18 protein-coding genes and 1 pseudogene are annotated in these 19,587 nt (G+C 68.5%); 11 read left to right on the top strand and 8 right to left on the bottom strand.

All coding sequences use genetic code 11. From position 1 onward, the window contains the following. Nucleotides 1–132 (top strand): integrase core domain-containing protein (locus tag FLX07_RS17635; protein ID WP_142571880.1); only part of this gene is annotated, 132 nt, incomplete at its 5' end. 237 nt (nucleotides 133–369) lie between these two features. Here FLX07_RS17635 and FLX07_RS17630 read toward each other — a convergent pair. Then, nucleotides 370–996, bottom strand: coding sequence for a hypothetical protein (locus tag FLX07_RS17630; RefSeq protein ID WP_167748286.1), 627 nt, complete (start codon nucleotides 994–996; stop codon nucleotides 370–372). 29 nt (nucleotides 997–1,025) lie between these two features. On the opposite strand from FLX07_RS17630, the gene FLX07_RS17625 reads away from it, so the two are divergent. From FLX07_RS17625 to FLX07_RS38465, 3 genes and pseudogenes are all read left to right on the top strand, one after another. Further along, a complete protein-coding gene (locus tag FLX07_RS17625; RefSeq protein WP_142571878.1) occupies nucleotides 1,026–1,637 on the top strand; it encodes a MarR family winged helix-turn-helix transcriptional regulator in 612 nt (203 codons plus the stop codon). A 254-nt stretch (nucleotides 1,638–1,891) separates the two neighbouring features. Continuing rightward, a complete protein-coding gene (locus FLX07_RS36495; protein ID WP_167748285.1) occupies nucleotides 1,892–2,197 on the top strand; it encodes a hypothetical protein in 306 nt (101 codons plus the stop codon). Next, a pseudogene (locus tag FLX07_RS38465) lies at nucleotides 2,109–2,420 on the top strand (transposase); the annotation flags it as partial. The gene FLX07_RS36495 and the pseudogene FLX07_RS38465, both read left to right, overlap by 89 nt. Here FLX07_RS38465 and FLX07_RS38870 read toward each other — a convergent pair. Continuing rightward, nucleotides 2,368–2,634 (bottom strand): transposase, encoded by a 267-nt coding sequence (locus FLX07_RS38870; RefSeq protein ID WP_167748284.1) that lies wholly within the window; start codon nucleotides 2,632–2,634, stop codon nucleotides 2,368–2,370. The pseudogene FLX07_RS38465 and the gene FLX07_RS38870 sit on opposite strands and share 53 nt — an antisense overlap. 373 nt (nucleotides 2,635–3,007) lie before the next feature. Between FLX07_RS38870 and FLX07_RS17610 the strand changes: the two genes are divergently transcribed. Together FLX07_RS17610 and FLX07_RS17605 are read left to right on the top strand one after the other, a co-directional pair. Then, on the top strand, nucleotides 3,008–4,234 hold the full coding sequence (locus FLX07_RS17610; RefSeq protein ID WP_142571876.1) for a sensor histidine kinase: 1,227 nt from the start codon (nucleotides 3,008–3,010) through the stop codon (nucleotides 4,232–4,234). A 261-nt stretch (nucleotides 4,235–4,495) separates the two neighbouring features. After that, nucleotides 4,496–4,978 (top strand): ester cyclase, encoded by a 483-nt coding sequence (locus FLX07_RS17605; protein ID WP_142571875.1) that lies wholly within the window; start codon nucleotides 4,496–4,498, stop codon nucleotides 4,976–4,978. A 943-nt stretch (nucleotides 4,979–5,921) separates the two neighbouring features. Here FLX07_RS17605 and FLX07_RS17600 read toward each other — a convergent pair. Continuing rightward, nucleotides 5,922–6,824 carry a VOC family protein gene (locus FLX07_RS17600; protein ID WP_142571874.1) on the bottom strand — a complete coding sequence of 301 codons (903 nt, stop codon included), beginning with the start codon at nucleotides 6,822–6,824 and terminating at the stop codon, nucleotides 5,922–5,924. Between the two features lie 561 nt (nucleotides 6,825–7,385). Between FLX07_RS17600 and FLX07_RS17595 the strand changes: the two genes are divergently transcribed. The 3 genes from FLX07_RS17595 (at nucleotide 7,386) to FLX07_RS17585 (ending at nucleotide 11,028) form a co-directional block, all read left to right on the top strand. After that, on the top strand, nucleotides 7,386–9,074 hold the full coding sequence (locus FLX07_RS17595; RefSeq protein ID WP_167748283.1) for a tetratricopeptide repeat protein: 1,689 nt from the start codon (nucleotides 7,386–7,388) through the stop codon (nucleotides 9,072–9,074). A 208-nt stretch (nucleotides 9,075–9,282) separates the two neighbouring features. Beyond that, the gene (locus FLX07_RS17590; RefSeq protein ID WP_223853499.1) at nucleotides 9,283–10,017 is read left to right on the top strand and encodes a HEAT repeat domain-containing protein; all 735 of its coding nucleotides are present in this window, start codon (nucleotides 9,283–9,285) and stop codon (nucleotides 10,015–10,017) included. 6 nt (nucleotides 10,018–10,023) lie between these two features. Further along, nucleotides 10,024–11,028 (top strand): HEAT repeat domain-containing protein, encoded by a 1,005-nt coding sequence (locus FLX07_RS17585; protein ID WP_142571872.1) that lies wholly within the window; start codon nucleotides 10,024–10,026, stop codon nucleotides 11,026–11,028. A 46-nt stretch (nucleotides 11,029–11,074) separates the two neighbouring features. Here FLX07_RS17585 and FLX07_RS17580 read toward each other — a convergent pair whose 3' ends face one another. From FLX07_RS17580 to FLX07_RS17570, 3 genes are read right to left on the bottom strand one after another with little or no spacing between them, the layout of a single operon-like run. Further along, on the bottom strand, nucleotides 11,075–12,526 hold the full coding sequence (locus FLX07_RS17580; RefSeq protein WP_142571871.1) for a hypothetical protein: 1,452 nt from the start codon (nucleotides 12,524–12,526) through the stop codon (nucleotides 11,075–11,077). After that, nucleotides 12,523–13,815 (bottom strand): MFS transporter, encoded by a 1,293-nt coding sequence (locus tag FLX07_RS17575; protein ID WP_142571906.1) that lies wholly within the window; start codon nucleotides 13,813–13,815, stop codon nucleotides 12,523–12,525. The genes FLX07_RS17580 and FLX07_RS17575 overlap by 4 nt, the downstream gene beginning before the upstream one ends. Before the next feature lie 2 nt (nucleotides 13,816–13,817). Then, complete coding sequence (locus FLX07_RS17570; protein WP_229689816.1) at nucleotides 13,818–14,381, bottom strand: winged helix-turn-helix domain-containing protein; 564 nt, start codon at nucleotides 14,379–14,381, stop codon at nucleotides 13,818–13,820. A gap of 54 nt (nucleotides 14,382–14,435) precedes the next feature. Between FLX07_RS17570 and FLX07_RS17565 the strand changes: the two genes are divergently transcribed. Next, entirely contained in the window at nucleotides 14,436–14,729 is a 294-nt protein-coding gene (locus FLX07_RS17565; protein ID WP_229689815.1) for an ester cyclase, read from the top strand. A 28-nt stretch (nucleotides 14,730–14,757) separates the two neighbouring features. Here FLX07_RS17565 and pntB read toward each other — a convergent pair whose 3' ends face one another. Together pntB and FLX07_RS17555 are read right to left on the bottom strand one after the other, a co-directional pair. Next, nucleotides 14,758–16,164 carry a Re/Si-specific NAD(P)(+) transhydrogenase subunit beta gene (pntB, locus tag FLX07_RS17560; RefSeq protein ID WP_142571868.1) on the bottom strand — a complete coding sequence of 469 codons (1,407 nt, stop codon included), beginning with the start codon at nucleotides 16,162–16,164 and terminating at the stop codon, nucleotides 14,758–14,760. A gap of 2 nt (nucleotides 16,165–16,166) precedes the next feature. Then, nucleotides 16,167–17,729, bottom strand: a complete 1,563-nt coding sequence (locus FLX07_RS17555) for a Re/Si-specific NAD(P)(+) transhydrogenase subunit alpha (RefSeq protein WP_142571867.1) — start codon at nucleotides 17,727–17,729, stop codon at nucleotides 16,167–16,169. A 553-nt stretch (nucleotides 17,730–18,282) separates the two neighbouring features. On the opposite strand from FLX07_RS17555, the gene FLX07_RS17550 reads away from it, so the two are divergent. Continuing rightward, a complete protein-coding gene (locus FLX07_RS17550; RefSeq protein WP_229689814.1) occupies nucleotides 18,283–19,506 on the top strand; it encodes a hypothetical protein in 1,224 nt (407 codons plus the stop codon). Nucleotides 19,507–19,587: the final 81 nt, after the last annotated feature.

Raw genomic sequence — 19,587 nt, 5'->3', positions numbered from 1 at the left:
GCCTCAGAAGCCGAACGCCGCGCCGCCCTTGACCCCTGGCTACACATGTACAACCATCACCGCGGACACACCGCGCTGAAAGGCCAGCCACCCATCAGCCGCGTCACCAACCTCCCAGGGCAGTACACCTAGCTCATAAATGGTCGCCCGGCATTCGCAGGTCCGCGCCTGCTGGCGCTCCCGGCGCGGATCGGAAGGCCGATCCTGGCCGCGTGGAACGCCAAGGAGGACGTGCTGGCGCCGGCGCGCACGCCTCCGGACCGGCACGTCATCGTGGATCGGTTGTTCCGGTTCTACGACCGGTGCGCCGCCTCGGGCCAGCCCGCGGTTGGACAGCGTGGGTCCGCTGGGCCTACGCTGCCCGGTTTTTCACGACGCAGCGGAAAGTGCCGATTCGGAGGTGTCGGTATCTGTCGCCTGGTCGGCGGATTCCGGCCGTTGGACGCGTCGGCTGATCGCTGAGGCGAGCACGACCGAGGCCAGCAGCAGCGGTGTGGTGAAGGCGACGAAGCCGAGGACCCGTTTGATCGCTGTAGCCGCGCCAGCCAATGCGATCACTGCGGGATGTGTATGGGGCCAGTCCAGCAGCAAGGTCAATATGCCGATGTTCTCGACGTAGTCGAGGACGGTCATGGCGACTGTCGGCACCAGGACCGGCCACCATCGGTCGCCATAGCGGCGGGCCAGCAGTGCCGTTGCCACCACAAGCAGCGCGGCGAGGGCGGCCGGATATACCAGGTCGAGCAGTTGCTGGTGCAAGTACGCGGTGCGGCCGGCAGGGCCGCATGCGGTCAGCATGACCCGGGCCTCCTGCAGGGTCCACCAGCTGCGGACGTCCAAGGGCGGCAAATCGGCGCAGGCGCGGCTCACCGCCGCGAGGGAGCCGGCCCAGCCACCGAACATGAGCCCAGCCAGTGGGAGGTAGACGGCTGCCGTCACAGCGAGGTGGCGAGGACGGACGAAGGAGATGATTGAGCGCAGCACAGGGGTCGCCATCACTTCAGTTAGTGCTCTATCGTAGGAATATGCAACGTATCAGCAGTAATCCTCATCCGTCCAGCCTGTTGTTCGACATCTGGCTCGTGACGCACCTGACCACGAACCTGCTCGATGAGGCGTTGCGGGACCTGGCCGTCACCGCGGATGAGTTCGGGCTGTACTCACTGCTCCGCGAACTCGGACCGGCCACGCCGACGCAGATCTCGCGCTGGACCGGGATGGCACCGACAACCGTGTCCGGCATGGTCCGCCGGCTCACCGTCCGCGGGCATATCGCCCAGATGCCCAACCCGCGCGACGCTCGTTCACGACTGCTCGGACTCACCGACGAGGGCCATCGCGTCGCGAACGACGGCGGCGGTCGGCTCGCCGCAGTCATGCCGAAACTGCTCGACGCGGTCGGACCACATACGTCCATGGCACACGTCGGACTCCGGCGGCTCGACCGGGCGCTCCGGGTGGTGATCGGTGCCGCCGAACGGCCGGACGAGCCGTTGCCCGGTGAAACCGGCGAGGCCATCGACGGTGGCAGCGTGCCCTACGCCGGCACACCGCTGACCGAGACGCAACGGCAGGAAGTCCAGCAGTTCATCCGCTGGATCATCGATCGTGACGCATCACCCGCCAATCGTCGCTGACCAGCCGTCATCCACACAACAGCCGACGGTACGCCAGGAACGGCAGCGCCGGCAGATCGCGGTCTCTTGCCGCGGAGCGTGAGCGTCGCCTCGTTCGGAACAGTCAGGACTGCCAAACATCCGGGCGTTTCGCGGCGCTCATGGACCGGCCGCGCTGAGTGACTATCTGGGTGACAATCGCCAGGGACGGGCCCGGACGGCGGTGGACGACGGTGGACCGTACGCCCAAGGTCGGGGCGGGAGGCGGTGACGGCGTGGTCAAGATGATCCGGCTGTTCAAGATGGCCAAGGACTCCGCGATCAAGGCACGAACCCAGACCATGAACCAGCTCAAAGCCGTGCTCACCCGAACCGATCCTCGTCTGCGCGACTCGCTCAAGGAGCTCGGACAGGCCGCGCTGCTGCGCACGTGCGCCGCATTCCAGCCCGGCTCCCTCGGCAGAATCGAGGACGCGGCCATCGCCGTCCTGCATATTCTGGCCTCGCGGATCCTCGCGGATCCTCGCACTCGCCGAGGAGATCCGCGCCTACGAAAACGCCCTGACAGAGATCGTCACTGACTGCGCCCCACGGCTGCTCGAACGACACGGAGTCGGCCCGGACACCGCCGCTTGTCTCCTCATCACCGCAGGTGACGACCCTGAGCGGCTGAACAGCGAGGCCGCCTTCGCCGCGCTGTGCGGCGTCAACCCCATCGAAGCCTCCTCCGGAAAGACGACCCGACACCGCTCTATGTCCAGCTCGGCGCGCTCCTTGGCCCATTCGGCCCTCTGCCTGCGCAGACGCGCCAGTTCCTCACGCTCAGACTCGGCCGGCTCACCACCGGAACCGGTGTCCTGTTCACGGGCCAGCCGGTCCATCTGCACCCGTTGGCCAACGTTCCCGCGTTGATCCCCAGGTCCCTGGCGACCTGAGCGACGGATTTGCCCGCCTCCCGGACGATGCGCACCGCACCCGCCCGGAACTCCGGATCGAACCTACGTCTGGTCTCTCCCACGCCCAACCCTTCTTAGGTCAGGTCTCCACGGTACGAGGGGAGAGCCAGTTCAACACGGCAACCTGCGCTCGTTCACTTTTACACCGCATCCTGGACGCGACCTTGGATCGTCGTCTCGGAGGGCCTTGACAACGTTCACACGTGAGAACAAACTGGACTGAATCGTCCATCCCCCCGGCGACGGGTGTCTTCGTGCCGGCACTCCGGGTGGAAGCCGGTCGCGACCTGAATCGGCCCGAGAGGGCACATCACTAGAGACGGGCCCTGGCGAGCCTGTGCGGACTTTTCCACCAGGTCAACCGCCTGTTCGTGTCTCCAGGCAACCCGAATTACGCGGAACGCAGGTGAGGCTTGTGACGAATTTGAGGTTGTGATGGATTCAACGGTTGACCGCACGGCGGTGTTCAAGTCCCTCGTGGTCCCGATGCAAGTACTGACACCGGACTTCGTCGTAGCGGCGGCCAACGACTCCTTCCTGAAGTTGTTCGGGCGGAGTCAGGCGGACCTGCTCGGCCGGGACGTCTTCGCCGTCTTCCCCGGCAATCCAAGCGCTCCTAATGATCCTGACGTGCAGGGGGCGGTGCGTATGCGTGCTTCGCTGGAACGCGTTGTCGCCACCGGCCAACGAGACACCATGGCGCTGCAACGGTACGACATCGAGGCGAGCGGCAGACCGGGGGTGTTCGAGGAGCGGCACTGGAGCGCGATCAACTCGCCTGTCCTTGGCCCTGACGGTGAAGTGAAGCTGATCGTTCACAGTACCGAGGAGGTCACTGACTTCCTCCAGGAGCTGAGGTTGTTCGGCGAGCACGACATCACGAGGGCTCGGTCTGAGCTTGAGGCGATGAGAACCGGCATCTACGCTCGCGCACGCGAGCTCCAGGAGCTCAACGAAGAACTCAAGCAGGCGCACAGGCAACATCGCCAGACCGCGTTGATGTTACGAGAGGTCATCGAAGGGCAGCGGCGGTTCGTCTTCGACGCCTCCCACGACTTGCGCAACCCGATCGCTGGGCTCCTGACCGAGCTTGAGGTCGCGATCGCAGAACCTGACAGCGACCTGCCCCAGATCCTGCGCAAAATGCTGCGAGACGCCGAGCGACTCAACGACATCGTGAACGATCTGCTGGAACTCGCCCGTCTGGACGCTGCGCGGCCCGCAGCCACGGAACTGGTGGACTTGACCCACCTGGTGATAGATGAACTGGAACGCCGCACTCTGACCGTAGCCGTCGCTACCCGGCTCGATGAGCAGGTCGTGGTGCACGCCTGCCGGATCCGGCTGGCGCGGCTCCTGGACAATCTGCTCGCCAACGCCGTACGGCATACCACTACCGCAATCGAGATCACCGTTACAGCCGATCCGCCCGATGCGGTCCTGGAAGTCATCGACGACGGCCCCGGCATCGCCCCGGCCGACCGCGAAAGAATCTTCGAACGCCTCCGCCGCCTGGACGACGCCCGTCGCCGGGATCCTGGCGGCTCCGGGCTCGGTCTGCCCATCGCCCGCGAGATCGCCCACACCTACGGCGGGCGCCTGTACGCCGCCGACCACCCCACCGGCGCCCGCTTCGTCCTCCGCCTCCCCCTCGCGGCCTAGGGTTTTGGGCGAAGGTGAATCTTTGCGACGGAGGGGCAGGCCTCAGTGGTTTGGCGCAGCAGCCCGCCTGACGGTCGTGTGGCGGGCACCCTGGCGCAGCGACTCTGCCCCCGGTGCCGTACGTTCCCGTTGGGCCGGGTACCTCTGCATCAAAGCCAATAATGGACGATTTCGTCCATTTCGTGTAGTATTTTCAAGTTTGCCCAGTAGGGATGTCGAGAACTCGACACTGCCGAAGTGGCGGCCAAGGAGGGCGGTTGAATGTCCACTGCTTACGACATCAGAGACGAGCTGGTCCTAGCGTTCAACGGCCACGACCTGCGCCGACTGAGCCAGTGCTACAGTCCAAGCGCCGTCCTGGTCGGGCCAGAAGGCGTGGCGGAAGGACAAGAGCAGATCGCCACCTTCTGGGAACAACTGCTCACGGCATTCCTAGATGCCCGCCTAACACCCTGGTACAAGGCGGCCGTCAGCGACCCTGCGGTCACCGAATGGTGCCTCACCGGCACCCACATGGGGCCCCTTCTTCTGCCCTCTGGGCGCCACCTGGAAGGGACGGGCCGTCAGGTCGCCATCCGCGGTTGCTGCGTGCTTCACGTCGAGAACGACAGGATCGTCACGCACCAGCAATATTACGATCAGCTGGAGTTGTATAGCCAGCTTGGCTTTCGCCACGTATGCGACTGTCCCTGCGTATCGGAGCAGGCTCCTGATCGCTTTCCCTCGACGGGCGCACCTGAATGAGCCCGTACATCGGGGCGCCGATTCGTAGGTTGTAGCGGATACTCTGAACGCCGCTCAGCCCGGCCTGGGGCAGGGAACTCTCCGCGCTGGTCACGCATGTGGCCCGCGACCCAGCAACTGAAGCGCCGATCATGCCTCTGGCCTGCGAGTTTGGCATCTCGGCGCTTCTCGCTACTGTGCGGCTGATCACGATGCCATGTGCCCTCGTTACGCGGGCATGTCCACCGGTCGATACCGGCGCACCGCGCCTACCACTGCCTGTCCATCCCGTTTGCCGTCGACCCACCGCGAAGCGGCAGCGGGCCGGCGACGGAGGGGCAAGCCCGTCGTCGCGTGTCCATGTGCCGGGCGCCATTCCGCGGTCATCGGACGCCAACGGTCACGGACGGGCTTGAGCCGTAGGAGCTGGCCTGCTGGGCTTGCCTGGGTCATGGCGGGCGGGACGATCAGGCTTCCACCTCAGCCAACTACAAACTTCCATCTAGATAGCAGTTGATCATGTTCTTCGCTGGGCGGCCGACGGTGTGGGCAAGAGCGTGACAGTCGGTGGACCCGCGTACCGGATGCCCTTATCGGAAGAGCGCCGCTCACGGTAACTGCTCTTGCGAGAGCGTTTGACGGCTCGCGGGTAGGAACGGTGGCGGCGGAGAGGGTTCACGTTCCGGCGGTACGCGACCCGGTGGAGGATTCGGGTCCAGGAGGCGTCAGCTGGCTCAGGGGGAAAAGGCCGCGTGGTTGGTGACCGAGCGGCGCACGATGCGGAACGTGCCCACAGGTGTCCTTTGGCAAGGGCAGACGGGGAGCGTGAGCACCATTCGCGTGGAATCGTAGAGCGTTGGTCGTGCCGTCAGGACCGAGATGGGTTCGACGCTGGCCTTGACGTCGCCCTGGCTGAGCCGGCACTTCGCGTACGGCTGTCCCGGCTTGAACTCGGGATGCTTCCTCAGTCGTACGTGGAGATCTCGATGAGGTTGTGGTCCGGGTCGCGGATGTACAGGCTGGTGATCGGGCCGAGCGCGCCGGTCCTGGGCACCGGACCCTCTTCGATGGGCACGCCCGCGGCGGTCAGATGAGCGGCCACCTGATCCAGCGGCGAGTGGGTGATCAGGCAGAGGTCGGCGCTGCCCGGCACGGGGCGGAGGGCGTGTGGCCGGATCTCGTGCCCGGCCTGGTGCAGGTTGATCTTGCTGGTACCGAAGACGAGCGCGTGGCGGCCACCGCCGAAGGTCACCGGCTCCATTCCGAGGGAGTCCCGATAGAAGTCGATCGTCCGGGGGATGTCGGCCACGGTCAGGACCAGGTGATCGAGGCCCGCGATGCGGACGGCGAAGGTCTCCTTGACGGCCTCCCAGACGACCGGTGGCAGCAGGTCCCGGTTCCGGGCGAAGAACGCGTGGAGCGCGGCCCCGTGTTCGGCGCGGATGTCCGCGTTGTGCCTGGCCACGTCGATCTCGTTCGCGGCCGTGATCAGGATGAACGCCCGGAGTTCGGCGTCGGAGGGGTTGACCGGTCGGCTCGTGAAGCGGTCCGCGAAGCGCAGGGCGGGATAGGTGGCGGTGCGGTCGCAGGAGGCGTAGAGGTACACCAGCGCCTCGGCCGGAGCCCCGATCACCTTGACCAGCGCGGCGCGATCGGCGAGGTCGAGGAGCCGGTGGTCGAAGCCGTCTGTGCCGTAGGCCGCGTGACACAGACCGGCGAGCCGCACTTCTTCGGACGCGCCCCAGTCCTTGAGCTGGGCGGCGACGCGGTGCAGGTGCTCCAAAAGCGTGCCGCCGGGGTGAGGGATCTCGGCGGCGCCCTTGGAGGCGAGGAATGCTGTCGAATCCGTGAAGGTGTCCGCTGTCATGTTCGCTTTGTATACACCGGCTATTGAGACCGGTGCGGACAGGGGCACGATGCGGAAGGTCCCGGACACCTGCTGCGGCATCGGTACGTCCGGGTGTCCGCTGGGCCTGAGGATTGGGCTCGCGAATCCCGCCGAGATGACCAGGCCGCCGTCCGGCCGTTTGCAGGACATCGCTGAATGTGCGGCCGCCGATCTGATCCTTTCAGAGACCGCCTCGCCGCCGTGGACGAGCTCGCCTGATCAGGCCGCTCTGCCGGACGAAACGGGCCGCAGCCGATACCGGGTTGGATCAGTGCGGCGTACAGTCCGAGGCGGTCCACGGTTTCCGGGAAGGCCCGCCCCTCGGCCTTGTCGCGGACAACCGGAAAGCCGGCGAAAGAATGCCGGCGGACTGGGACGCCCGACAGCGACGACGCTCACTGGAGGCGTGTGATGACGCCCGCTCGCCCGGCCGTTCGCCGCGGTGCTCGCTATGCCGCCGCGCGCAGACCTACGACCAGCACGCAGGACTCTTCCCTGCGATGGCAGATTCTGTTCCTGATCGTCGCGGGAGCATTCGCCGTGCATGCCAACGGCCTCGGCAACGGCTTCATCTATTTCGATGACCCCGAGGGCGTGGTCGACAACGTCTCCATCCGGGAGTTCAGCGGGACCAACATCGGCCACTGGTTCACCACGCCGCTGCAGTTCATGTATACGCCGCTGGTGTACGTGTCGTACGCGATCGATTATCTGTTCGGCCACGGCGCGATCGGCATGTATCACTTCACGAACCTGATCCTGCACCTGGCCAATGTGGCGCTGGTGTTCCTGCTGGTCCGCCGGCTCACCGAGCGCGGTTTCCTGGCCTGCTTCGTCGCGGTGGCGTTCGCGATCCATCCCGTGAACGTCGACACGGTCGCCTGGATCTCCGCCCGCAGCAACCTGCTGGCCACGCTCTTCTCACTGGCCGCGCTCCTGGTCTACCTGCGGTACATCACGTCACAGCGCCAGCGGTCGTTGGCCTGGTCCGTGGTCCTGTTCGGGCTGGCGGCGCTGTCCAAGTCGACCGCCGTCGCGCTTCCCCTGGTGTTGTTCCTCGTGGACCACGTGCAGGGCCGCAGGCCGAGCCGGCGCCTGTTCCTGGAGAAGATCCCGTTTCTCGTCATCGCGGCGATCACGGTTCTCGTCGCGCTGAACGTGCGGCAGGATGTGGTCCCGCAGCACGGGTACTCCGTTGTCGACCGGATTCTTCTGGGCTGCTCGGCGTTGGTGAACCATCTGGTGCAGTCGGTCTATCCGTTTCACCTGTCCCTCGCCTACGAGTACCCCCACACGCCGTTCCCCTGGTACCTCTACCTTTTCCCGTTCGTGCTCGCGGCCGGAACCGCCGCTTTGTGGCTGGTGCGGCCGGCGCGCAGAATCATCGTCTTCGGGCTCGGGTTCTTCGCGGTCACCATCGCGCCGACCCAGGCCGTGCTTCTCATCGACGGCTATCACGCGAACAGATATGCGTACCTGCCGTATCTCGGCCTGTTCCTCATCGCCGGATATTTCACGGACACCGCGCTCCGGCACCGTGGTCGTCGGCTGCGTGTCGGCGCGATCGGGGCGATGGCGGTGTTCGCGATCGTCTTCGCCACGCTGACCGTCATCCGGAACACGGCCTGGCAGAGCACGGAAACCATCATGAGCGACGCCATCGCGAAAGAACCGGGCGTCGCGTTCACGTACAACAGCCGGGGCATCGCCAGATTCCGCGACGGAAACTACACCGACGCCACGGCGGATTTCGAGCGCACCGCCGCACTCGACCCGGACTTCGTCCTGGCGCACCACTATCTCGGCCTGATCAAATATCACGACCGCGACTACACCGGCGCACTCAGCGAGCTCGACTACGAGGTGTCGCGGCTTCCGACTTTCGCGGCCGCCTACAGCGAGCGGGGTAAGGTCAAAGTCGCCCTGCGCGATTACTCCGGCGCGTACGCGGACCTTTCCACGGCCATCGCCTATGACCCGCAGCTGGCGGAGGCCTACTACTCCCGGGGAGCGGCTGGAATCGGGCTGGGCAACCCGCGCGGGGCGATATCCGATCTGAACGCGGCGATCGGACTGATCCCTGAGTACGCCGACGCCTATTACCAGCGTGGAGTGGCCGAATCCCGCCTGGGCGACACCGGCGCCGCCTGCGCCGACTGGAAGGCGGCGGTGTCCCTCGGCAACCCCGACGCGAACCGATCCCTCGCCGACAACCACTGCGCCGGTTGACCGGATGACCTCGACGCGACTCCTCGGGACCTCGGCCGGACCGGCATGCCGAGCCGGGGATGAGCACCTCCCGCCCGTCTGAAGCCGCTGTCTCACGCCGCTGTCTCAAGCTACGGGGGCCGCGGCTCCGCTTGACCTTGACACAGTGACAAGGGCTTGACTGTGGGCCGAGGAGGTGATGGTTCCGATGACCACGCCCGAAGTGTCCATGCCGGAGGTGTCCATGCCGGAAGTGACCATGCCGACGGTGACCACGCCGGAAATGATGCGGGAAGTGACGATGCCGGGGGACGACACGAGCACGTTGCACGCTCTTCAGGCCCTGGAGAGCAGCAGCTCGTCGGTGCGACTGCAGGCCGTGCTGGCGGCCGGCACGACCCCGGACCCGCGGTTCGTCGACACGCTCATCGAACGATGCGCGATCGAGCCCGATTTCTACGTGCGCGACATGCTCACGTGGGCGCTCACCCGCCACTCGCCATCGGCGACGGTTCCGAAGCTGATCGGCGAACTTGGCTCGGAGCGCGCACAGGCGCGGAGCCAGGCGTTGCACACGCTGTCCAAGATCGGAGACAGGCAGGCGTGGCCGGCGATCACCCGGGAGCTGCTGACTGACGCCGACGACGAGGTGGCGCGCAGCGCCTGGCGAGCGGCGGTCGTACTCGCGCCGGAAGGTGAAGAATCGGAGCTGGCCGGGGTGTTGGCGACGCAGCTCGGACGCGGTGAGCGTGAGACGCAGCTGAGCCTCAGCCGGGCGCTGATCGCGCTCGGTAAGGTGATCATGGGGCCCTTGGGTGCCGCGATGACGGATCGCGACCCTCGCGTGCGTCAGCACGCGATCGCCACGGAACGACTGTTGCGCGACCCGGACGCCGGGTTCGAGTTCGCGATCGAGGAGGCGAAGCGCGTCGCGGTCCTCGGCACGGACGGCCAGGAGGGGTGACAGGCGGTGTTGATCGGTGATGTGGCACGACGGTCCGGGGTCAGCGCCCGCATGCTCAGGCATTACGAGTCGCTCGGCCTGGTGCGGCCGACGGGTCGTAGCGAGGCCGGCTATCGGGAGTACTCCAGCGAGGACATCCGGCGGATCTTCCATATCGAGAGCCTGCGGTCATTGGGGCTGTCGCTGCGTGAAGTCGGGCTTGCGCTGGATGATCCCGGCTTCACGCCCTCGGGACTCGTCGACGACCTCATCCGCCAGACGCGAGAACGCATCGCGGCCGAGACGGAACTGCTCACGCGACTGCGCCGGATCGATGCCGCGGAACCCGCCGGCTGGGAGGACGTCCTCCGGACCGTGGCACTCCTTCAGGCCTTGGGGTCGGAGAGCGCCGGGAAGCGCCAGCGCGCGGCCCTGTCCTCGGCCGAAGAGGGTCCGGTGCCGGTGGAAGCCCTGGCCGAGGCGGCGCTGAGCGAGACGGACCCGAACGTCGCCGGAGCCCTTCGATGGGCTCTGGCGCGATCGGGCGACACCGGACTGCCGCTGCTGGCGGAGGGCCTCGGCTCGCCGGTGGCCGAGGTGCGCAGACGCGCCGTCCAGTCCATCGCCGAGATCCCGGGCGGTGCGGCCACCGCGCTGCTGCGGCAGGCCCTCACGAACTCCGACGTCGTGGTGCGCAGGAGCGCGGCTCTGGCGCTCGGGACCCGTGGAGTGGCCAACGCGGTCCCGACGCTCATCGACATGATCGTCGAGGGGGCGAACGACGTCGATGCGGCCGACGCGCTGAGCGCGCTGGCGAGTGATCCCGCGTCGACGGATCAGATCGCGACCGGGCTCGTGGGCCGCCTCGCCCGGGGCGACGTCGAAGCGTCCGCACGCCGGCGGCTGACACAGGCGCTCGCGGACATTCCGGGGACCACGACGTCGCGTGCCCTCGCCGATCTGTCGAACGACGACGACCGTGCCGTCGCGCTCACCGCGACATACCTGCTCACGCTGCGTGGCGCGCAATGACGGATCTCGTCTGGGGACCGGGTGCTCCCTCTCTCGGCACCCTGCGTCAACGCCGGGATCTGCTCCCGCGCACATCAAGGGAGTCGCGGCCGAGGATCAAGGATTCCTGTGCGACCGACTCCCTGTCTGTCCGTAGTTCGTGTGAACCATGGAAGGCATCGGATCGGAGCCGGAACCGGCTCACATCGTCCACGTCGAAAACGCGCAGCCGCCAACACCGGCTCAGGGAGTCCTGTCCGGTGGGTGGGTGGGCGAGAAGCACGACGGCGGAGGAGCCCCTCGGCGTCGTGTAACGGGTGTGTGCGGCTGTGTACTCGGCGAGCCGGAGCTCAGCCTCCAGCGGTGGGTCGAGATCCTGTCCTGTCCCGAGGTGCGGGAGCGCCGCCCCCTGCGCGGTGATTCCTCCGATCCATCCTCTGGTGGCGTCCGGGAGCGGTTCCGAGTCGGCGATCTGACGTAGCTCGTCGGTGAACCAGGGTGCCAGAGCGGGGCCGCCGTTCTTGATCCACGTCTCGACCAGGTTGCGGAAGGCTCTTTCGCGGCGGCCGCCTCGGAGGGCGCCTGCGGCCAGGATGTCCGTCCCCGCGCCGGTGAGCGCGCCGGCAAGCAGCCGGACGGGGACTCGATCGGCGAAGTGGGCGTAGCCGACCGTGCGGATCTCGAGCATCGCGATGTGCATGATCCTGGCGGCGACCAGGACCGCGCCCTCCGGTCGTGGCCGCTGTCGCTCAGGTGTGCGGCGGGGTTGTTCCTCACGAGGTGGGGTCCGCTGGTCGGCGGCACGGCCGGCGGTGGAAAGATGCCACGCCGGGTCATCGATATCCACGGTGCCGCTGGTGACGAGCAGCCTTCCGCCCGCGCCGACACCGATGACTGTCTCCTCTGCCCGGCAGCGCAGGGATGCTCCCCGCCGGTCATCGGAGTCGAATCGTACGTCGATGATGTTCTCCAGCCGCAGGTGCAGCTCGGGCGGATCTCCCGCCTGTGGGCCACCGTCGTAGCGGCGCGGGGCGACCAGGACGAGTGACCCGGTCAGTCGTCCGCCGACACGTTCGATCAGCAGGGTGCGGACCTCGGCGGCGGCGAGGTCGTAGTCGGTTGCGAGTTCGAGCGCGGCACCGGCCGTCAGTGGCATGAACGGGGGAGTCACGTGCCCCCGGTAGTCCCTGCTGCGCCGGGGCTTCGCCATCGGTGGCGGCAGCAGTAGCTCCAGGGAGTGCCCCACTGCTGCGGCCTGCTCGACCATCCAGCGCCGCCGCTCCGGTCCGAGCTCGGCCATCAATGCAAGGGCTGCGCGGGCACGTCGTTCCCGCCCAACGGAGGTGCGGGCGGTCGCAGCATGGAACAGAGGGACGGTGTTGTTGTCCCACACGTCCGCGACCTCGTTGATCGTTTGCCGGTCGTACGTCCGTGCGTCTGCGGACGCCTCCGCGATCTGCGCGAGCGACCTGTCCAGCAACGCGCCCAGGGCGTCCGGTGCCGTTCCCCTTCTGGTCATGTTTTGCCGGTGTGGCGATGAAGGACCGGTTCAGCGCGGTCGACAGGACGGCGGGAGGTGGGGAAGTCGCGCAGGGAGCGGAACGGGCCGAGCAGCAGGACGGCGACCGAGAGGAGCTGGACGACGGCCATCAGCATCAGGGTCTCGCGTACGCCGATCGACTCGCCCAGCAGGCCGCCGAGCAGCCCGCCGAGGGGGATCGCGCCGTAGTTCAGGGCCGAGGCGCTCGCGGTGATCCGTCCGAACAGTTCGGCCGGGCAGTAGTGCTGGCGGAAGGTGCTCGTCAGGATGTTCGAGGCCACGACGCCCAGGCCGGTGCCGAGGCCGGCGGCGGTGAAGAGCACCAGTCCCGTGCCGCCGCTGCCGATCGGCCCGAGCAGAGCCATCGGTGCGGCGAGCGCCTCGCACAGCAGGAATCCCCGTGCCGCTCCGAATCGTGTGGCCATCCGGCCGGACAGCGCGGCGCCGAACAGGCCGCCCGAGCTCGCCGCCGCCAGCACGACACCCACCTGTCCCGCTCCGGCGCCGAGATCCCGGGTGAGGAACATGACCTGGATCGACGAGTAGCCCACCAGCGCGATGTTGGACATCGCGCCGAAGGCGGTGAGCGTGCGCAGGTAGGGGTCGCGGACGACGAACCGCAGCCCGTCGCGGATCTCCGCGCGCAGCCGCCGCTTCGCGGCACCCTCCCGGCGCGTCTCGCGCGTGCCCACAGAACGCAGGCACAGCACGGCGATCGCGAAGCTGACCGCATCGGCCAGTACGCCGCTGACCGCGCCGAACCATTGCGCGAGCAGCCCCGCCAGCCCGGGACCGGCGATCTGCGCGGCCGATTCGCTGCCCTGGAGCTTGGCGTTGGCTTCCAGCAGCCGCTCACTGTCGACCAGCACGGGCAGGTAGGCCCGGTAGGCGAGGGTGAAGAACACCCTTGCCGCGCCGCCCGTCGTGGCCACCACGAGCAGGTGCGTCGTCGTCAGCGCGCCGAGCCATGCCGCGATCGGCACGCTCGCGAACATCGCCATGGAAACGGTGTTGCACACCAGCATCACCGGCCGTTTCGGCAGCCGGTCCACCCATGCGCCTGCGGGCAGTCCGACCAGAAGCCACGGCAGCCAGGCGGCCGCGGTCAGCAGTCCGACGGTGAGCGGGCTCGCGTGCAGGGTCATCACGGCGACCAGCGGAAGCGCCACGCCGCCGACGGAGCTGCCGAGCGTGCTCGTCGTCTCGCCGATCCACAGCAACCGGAAGTCGCGAGTCCCCAGCAGTCCGCCGCGTACGACCGGCGTCATGGTCACGGTCGGCCCGGTACGGCGCGGACGGTGAGGAAGACGAGCTCGCGTTGCTCTCCGTCGTCGGGAACCTCCCGGTCGGCCAGCGAGGCGAACAGGGCGAAGATCTTCTCTTCCAGCTCGGCGAGCTCGGCGACCGACAGCCTCGCCCAGTGGTCGGTGGTGAACGCCGCTCGCCGCCACGGCTCCGGGTAGCCGTCACGCTCGGCGAACCACTGCCGTACGAGCGCGGTCTGCCGGTCGAGGACGAGCGATTCCGCCGCCGCGGCAACGGGATCGTCGGGGAAGTCCGACGCCGACCAGCTGAGGACGTCCGGCGACCTGCGCCACCAGCGCTCCCGGCGGTCACGCGCGAGCTCCGGCACCTCCTCGACGAGTTCGCTCGCGGCGAGGACCTTGAGGTGATGGCTGATGTTGCCGACGGCCTGCCCGGTCCTGCCGGCGAGCACCGACGCCGTCGAGGGCCCGTCCACCCGCAGGATGTCGAGCAGCCGCCGGCGCAGCGGGTGGGACATCGCGGCGAGCACCTTCGAGTCGCGTACGTCACGCGTCGGACGATCAGTCACCCGCCCACCCTAATAGACAAGAGCCATTGTGCAACAGCTCTTGTGCATTGGATCGTGGCCCGCAGGCGCGGGAGCCGTGTACGTCACTTCCGCGCGACGGCCTGGTTCGAGCTCGGCGACTGCGACAACCCCGCCGTGACGGAGTGGACCTACACCGGCACCCATAAAGGTCCTTTCCCGTTGCCGGACGGGCGGGAGATAGAGGGAACGGGACGCCACATCACTCTGCGCGCCACCTGCTCGACCTTCGTGACGAACGGCAGGATCGTCACGCACCGCGAATACTTCGACCAGCTGGAGCTCTACTGCCAGCTCGGTTTCGGACTGACGAAGATCGAGCAGGGGTGACCGCGGCCGGGAGGCGTCGATCACACGGTCAGAGCGCGGAGACGATCTCCTCGACGCGTTGCCTGGCGTCGCCGAAGAGCATCGCGCTGTTGTGCCGGAAGAACAGGGGATTCTGCACCCCGGCGTACCCCGTGGCCATCGACCGTTTGAAGACGACCACGTTCTCCGCCTCCCACACGCGCAGGACGGGCATCCCGGCGATGGGGCTGTCCGGGTCCTCGACGGCCCCGGGATTGACGGTGTCGTTGGCGCCGATCACGAGGACGACCGACGTGGTGGCGAAATCGTCGTTGATCTCGTCCATTTCGAGGACGATGTCGTACGGCACCTTGGCCTCGGCGAGCAGGACGTTCATGTGACCGGGCAGGCGGCCGGCGACCGGGTGGATGCCGAAGCGCACCTCGACGCCGCGTTCCCGCAGTTTGCGGGTGAGTTCGGCGACCGGATACTGCGCCTGCGCGACCGCCATGCCGTACCCGGGGGTGATGACGACGGATTTGGCCTCCTTGAGCAGGCCGGCGGTCTCGGCGGCGGTGATCTCCCTGTGCTCGCCGTAGTCGTGGTCTCCGGCGGGGCCCGCCTCGATGCCGAAACCCCCGGCGATCACGGAGACGAACGACCGGTTCATCGCCTGGCACATCACGTACGACAGGTAGGCGCCGGACGAGCCCACGAGGGCGCCGGTGACGATCAGCAGGTTGTTGTCGAGCAGGAAGCCGGACGCCGCGGCGGCCCACCCCGAGTAGCTGTTCAGCATCGAGACGACGACGGGCATGTCCCCGCCGCCGATGGATGCGACCAGGTGCCAGCCGAGCAGCAGCGCCACGGCGGTCAGCGCGATGAGCAGCCCGAGGTTCGGGAAGATCACGAAGAGCACGGTCAGGACCGCGAACGCCGCGAGCGCGCCCAGGTTCAGGTGATTCTTGCCCGGCAGCATCATCGGGCGGGAGTCGATCCGGGCCGACAGCTTGAGGAACGCGACGACCGACCCGGTGAACGTGAGCGCCCCGATGAACACGCCGATGGACACCTCGGCGTGGTGGACGCCCAGCAGCGAGCCGGAAACGGCCTCCTGCGCCCCGCCGCCGTTCTCGACCTCCAGGAAGCCGTTCCAGCCGACCATGACGGCGGCGAGGCCGACGAAGCTGTGCAGGATGGCGATGAGCTCCGGCATGGCGGTCATCTCGACGATCCGGGCCCGCCAGAGCCCGACGGCGGAGCCGATCGCCATCGCGGCCAGGAGCAGGACCACCGCGAGGGTCTCGCCGCCGTCCGCGGCGAGGACGACCGTCGCGGCGAGCGCGATGACCATGCCGGAGATGCCCAGCGTGACGCCGGAGCGGGCGGTCTCGTGCTTGGACAGGCCGGCGAGGCTGAGGATGAACAGCAGGGCGGCGACGATGTAGGCGGCCTGTGCGGCCGTGGCGAGGGTCACGGTCAGCTCCTCGTGAACATGCCGAGCATGCGCCGGGTCACGGCGAAGCCGCCGACGATGTTGATGCTCGCCAGCAGGATGGCGACGAACGACAGGACGGCGACGACCGTGCCGCCCTGGCCGATCTGGAGCAGCGCGCCGACCACGATGATCCCGGAGATGGCGTTGGTGATCGACATCAGCGGCGTGTGCAGCGCGTGGTGGACGTTGCCGATGACGTAGTAGCCGATGACGATCGACAGGACGAAGACGGTGACGTGCTCGATCAGCGCGTTCGGCGAGAAGGCGGTCAGGAGGAACAGCGCGGCGGCGACGGCGGCGGTGACCAGATGGCGTCGCCGTCCCGGCGACGGGGTCGGCGGGCTCGCGGCGGGCGCCGCCGCCGTTCCCCGCACCGGAGCGGAGGGGGCGGGGGCGGGGGCCGCGCTCACCGGCACGGGCGGCGGCGGCCAGGTCTTCTCGCCGTCGCGGACGACGGTCATCGCGCGCTGCACGATGTCGTCGAAGTCCAGCACGAGCCGGCCGTCCTCGCCGGGGGTGAGCAGCTTCATCAGGTTGACGACGTTGGTGCCGTAGAGCTGCGAGGCCTGCGCCGGCAGCCGCCCCGCGAGGTCGGTGTAGCCGATGATGGTCACGCCGTTCCCGGTCACGACCGCCTCTCCGGGCCGGGTGCCCTCGACGTTCCCGCCCTGCGCGGCGGCCATGTCGACGACGACGCTGCCCGGGCGCATGCGCGCCACGTGCCCGGCCGTGAGCAGCCGGGGGGCGGGACGTCCGGGGATCAGGGCGGTGGTGATGACGATGTCCACGTCGGCGGCCTGCTCGGCGTACATCTCGGCGGCGCGGCGGTCGTAGTCCCGCGAGGTCTCCCGGGCGTACCCGTCCGTGCTCGCCACCTGGGCGACCCCGACGTCGAGGAACTCCGCGCCCAGCGAGCGCACCTGCTCGGCGACCTCGGGGCGGGGGTCGGTCGCCCGTACGACCGCGCCCAGGCTGCTCGCCGTGGCGATGGCCGCCAGCCCCGCCACGCCCGCGCCCGCCACCAGGACCTTGGCCGGGGGGACCTTCCCCGCCGCGGTCACCTGACCGGTGAACAGCCGCCCGAACGCGTGCGCCGCCTCGATGACGGCGCGATAACCGGCGATGTTCGCCATCGAGCTCAGCACGTCGAGCGACTGCGCACGGGACACGCGCGGCACGGCGTCCATCGCGAGCGCGGTGATCGGCCGTCGCGCGAGCGCGTCCACCAGGTCGGCATTGGCCGCCGGGCCGATCAGGGAGACGAGCGTCGCTCCCTCGCGCAGCGCCGCGATCTCGTCCGCCGACGGCGCGTTCACCTTGAGCACGACGTCGGTGTCCCACGTCTCCTCGCGGCCGGCGATCCGCGCCCCGGTCCTGGCGTACGCGTCGTCGGTGAAGCCCGCCCGGCTGCCGGCGCCCGATTCGACGATGACCTCGTAGCCGAGCGAGACCAACTGCGGGACGGTGGCCGGGGTGGCCGCCACGCGTGTCTCGCCCGGCGCCGATTCGGCGACCACGCCCAGGCGTTGCGGTGAATGACTCATCACGATCCTTTCTGTCGGCGGGTCGTCGGGTTGGCCGACCCTGCGGTCGCCGCCGTCCTCCGCTGCCTTGTGGGTCGCGGTGGTAGGGAACGCCGGCATGCCACGCGTCGCCGTACGGGCGGCGGTGAAAGGGATGAATGCGATTCGATGTGAATACCGGGGAGATTGTCCCGACTTCTCTGCGTACGGATCAAGGTGTTCCTGCCGGTGGTTGTCCACACGGCATGAGTCCCCGGATCTCCCAGTTCACCGGGCGCCCGGTCCTCCGGCCGCTGCAACTTTCAGCCGAGGCGCCGGCCGTCCCGGCCCGTCACGGAGAAAACCCGAGGTCATCGGTGGCCCGCGCGGGCGACGCCGGAGTCCCTCTGGTGCACACTCCGGGCGATTGACACCATTGGCGATCACAGGCGCGGCCGCCGCTCGCCGCGTACGGCCCAGGGAGCAGCAGCGGTCCGGGGGACGGGCTCTCGCTTCGAGGCGGAAAGACGTCGTGCTCTGAAGCGGTAGGACGCCGCGCGCGGCGAGGGCCGGCAGGCGCGAGAGGAGACGGCACGTGACGGCTTTCGTCGAGGAAGCTGAGCACGACCCCGAGCGCGGGGAGCGAACCGGGCCGGACGCGGAGGCCGCCGGGCACGAGGGTCTCCCCGCCGGGGAGACCGCCGCCGAACCGCTGCGGCGCAGCGCCACCGTCCGGGACGCGCTACTGATATGGGTGGGCACCAGGGCGGGCATACTCCTCGCGGCGCTCTACGGAGTCCTGATCGTCTCCGGTCAGAGCCACGCCCCGCTGCTGGAGCGGTGGAAACACTGGGACGTCGGCCTGTTCCGGAAGATCGCGGAGTTCGGATACGACGGCGATCCGAAGCTGGAGCCCGACCCCGGGCTGCCGGCCATCTTCCCCGGCATGCCGCTGGCGATGCGCCTGGTGCATCTGGTGGTCGGCGACTGGATCCTGGCCGGCCTGATCATCTCGTTCGTGGCCGGCGCGGTGGCCGTGGTGGCGCTGGCCCGGCTCGCCGACCTCGAAGGGCCCGTCGGTGCGGGCCGCTGGGCCGTCGTGGCGCTGCTGCTGTGCCCGCCCGCCGTCTTCCTGTTCGCCGGCTACTCCGAGGCGCTGTTCCTCGCCTTCGCGCTGCCCGCCTGGCTGGCGGCCCGCCACCGCACCTGGCCGCTGGCCTGTGCCCTGGCCGCCGGGGCGTCCTGCGTACGGATCACTGGCCTGTTCCTGGCCGTCGCGCTGATCGTCGAGTTCGTGGTGAGCCGCATCCGGAGGGACGGCTGGGCGGGCTGGCGGCGGGGAGCCTGGCTGGTGCTGCCGTTCGCGCCGCTCTTCGCGTACGCCGCCTATCAGTACTCCCGTACGGGTGACTGGCTGGCCTGGAACAGCGCGCAGCAGACCGGATGGGGACGGAAACCGGTCTGGCCCTGGGAGGCGTTCCGCGCGACGTGGGACTCGACCGGCGGTGACGAAGGGTTCGGGCCGATGTTCCGGCTCGAGATAGCGGCGGCGATCGTCGGGGTGCTCCTGCTCGTCTGGCTGCTCGTCACCCGCCGCTGGGCCGAGTTCGTCTACGTCGGGTTGCAGCTGGGCGCGCTGGTGACCTCCACGTTCTACATGTCGATCCCCAGGTCGGCGTTGCTGTGGTGGCCGCTGTTCGTGCTCGTCGGCCGGGCGGGTGCCCGCCACCGGTCGGTGATCATCCTCTATGCCGCGGTGATCGGGCCGCTCATGGTGCCGATGGTGATGTCCTTCCTCAACAGCTCCTGGACCGGCTGAACCGCCGCCCGCCGCGGCCGATCCGCCTCCGGCCGGTCACTTCGGCGGGACCGGCACCCGCGATAAGCGGATGCGGTCGCT

Origin of the sequence: Microbispora bryophytorum (genome assembly GCF_006874465.1) — a bacterium.
GTDB lineage: Bacteria > Actinomycetota > Actinomycetes > Streptosporangiales > Streptosporangiaceae > Microbispora > Microbispora bryophytorum.
The sequence above is the reverse complement of the archived record's forward strand: the minus strand, read 5'-3'. Positions and strand labels throughout refer to the sequence as shown.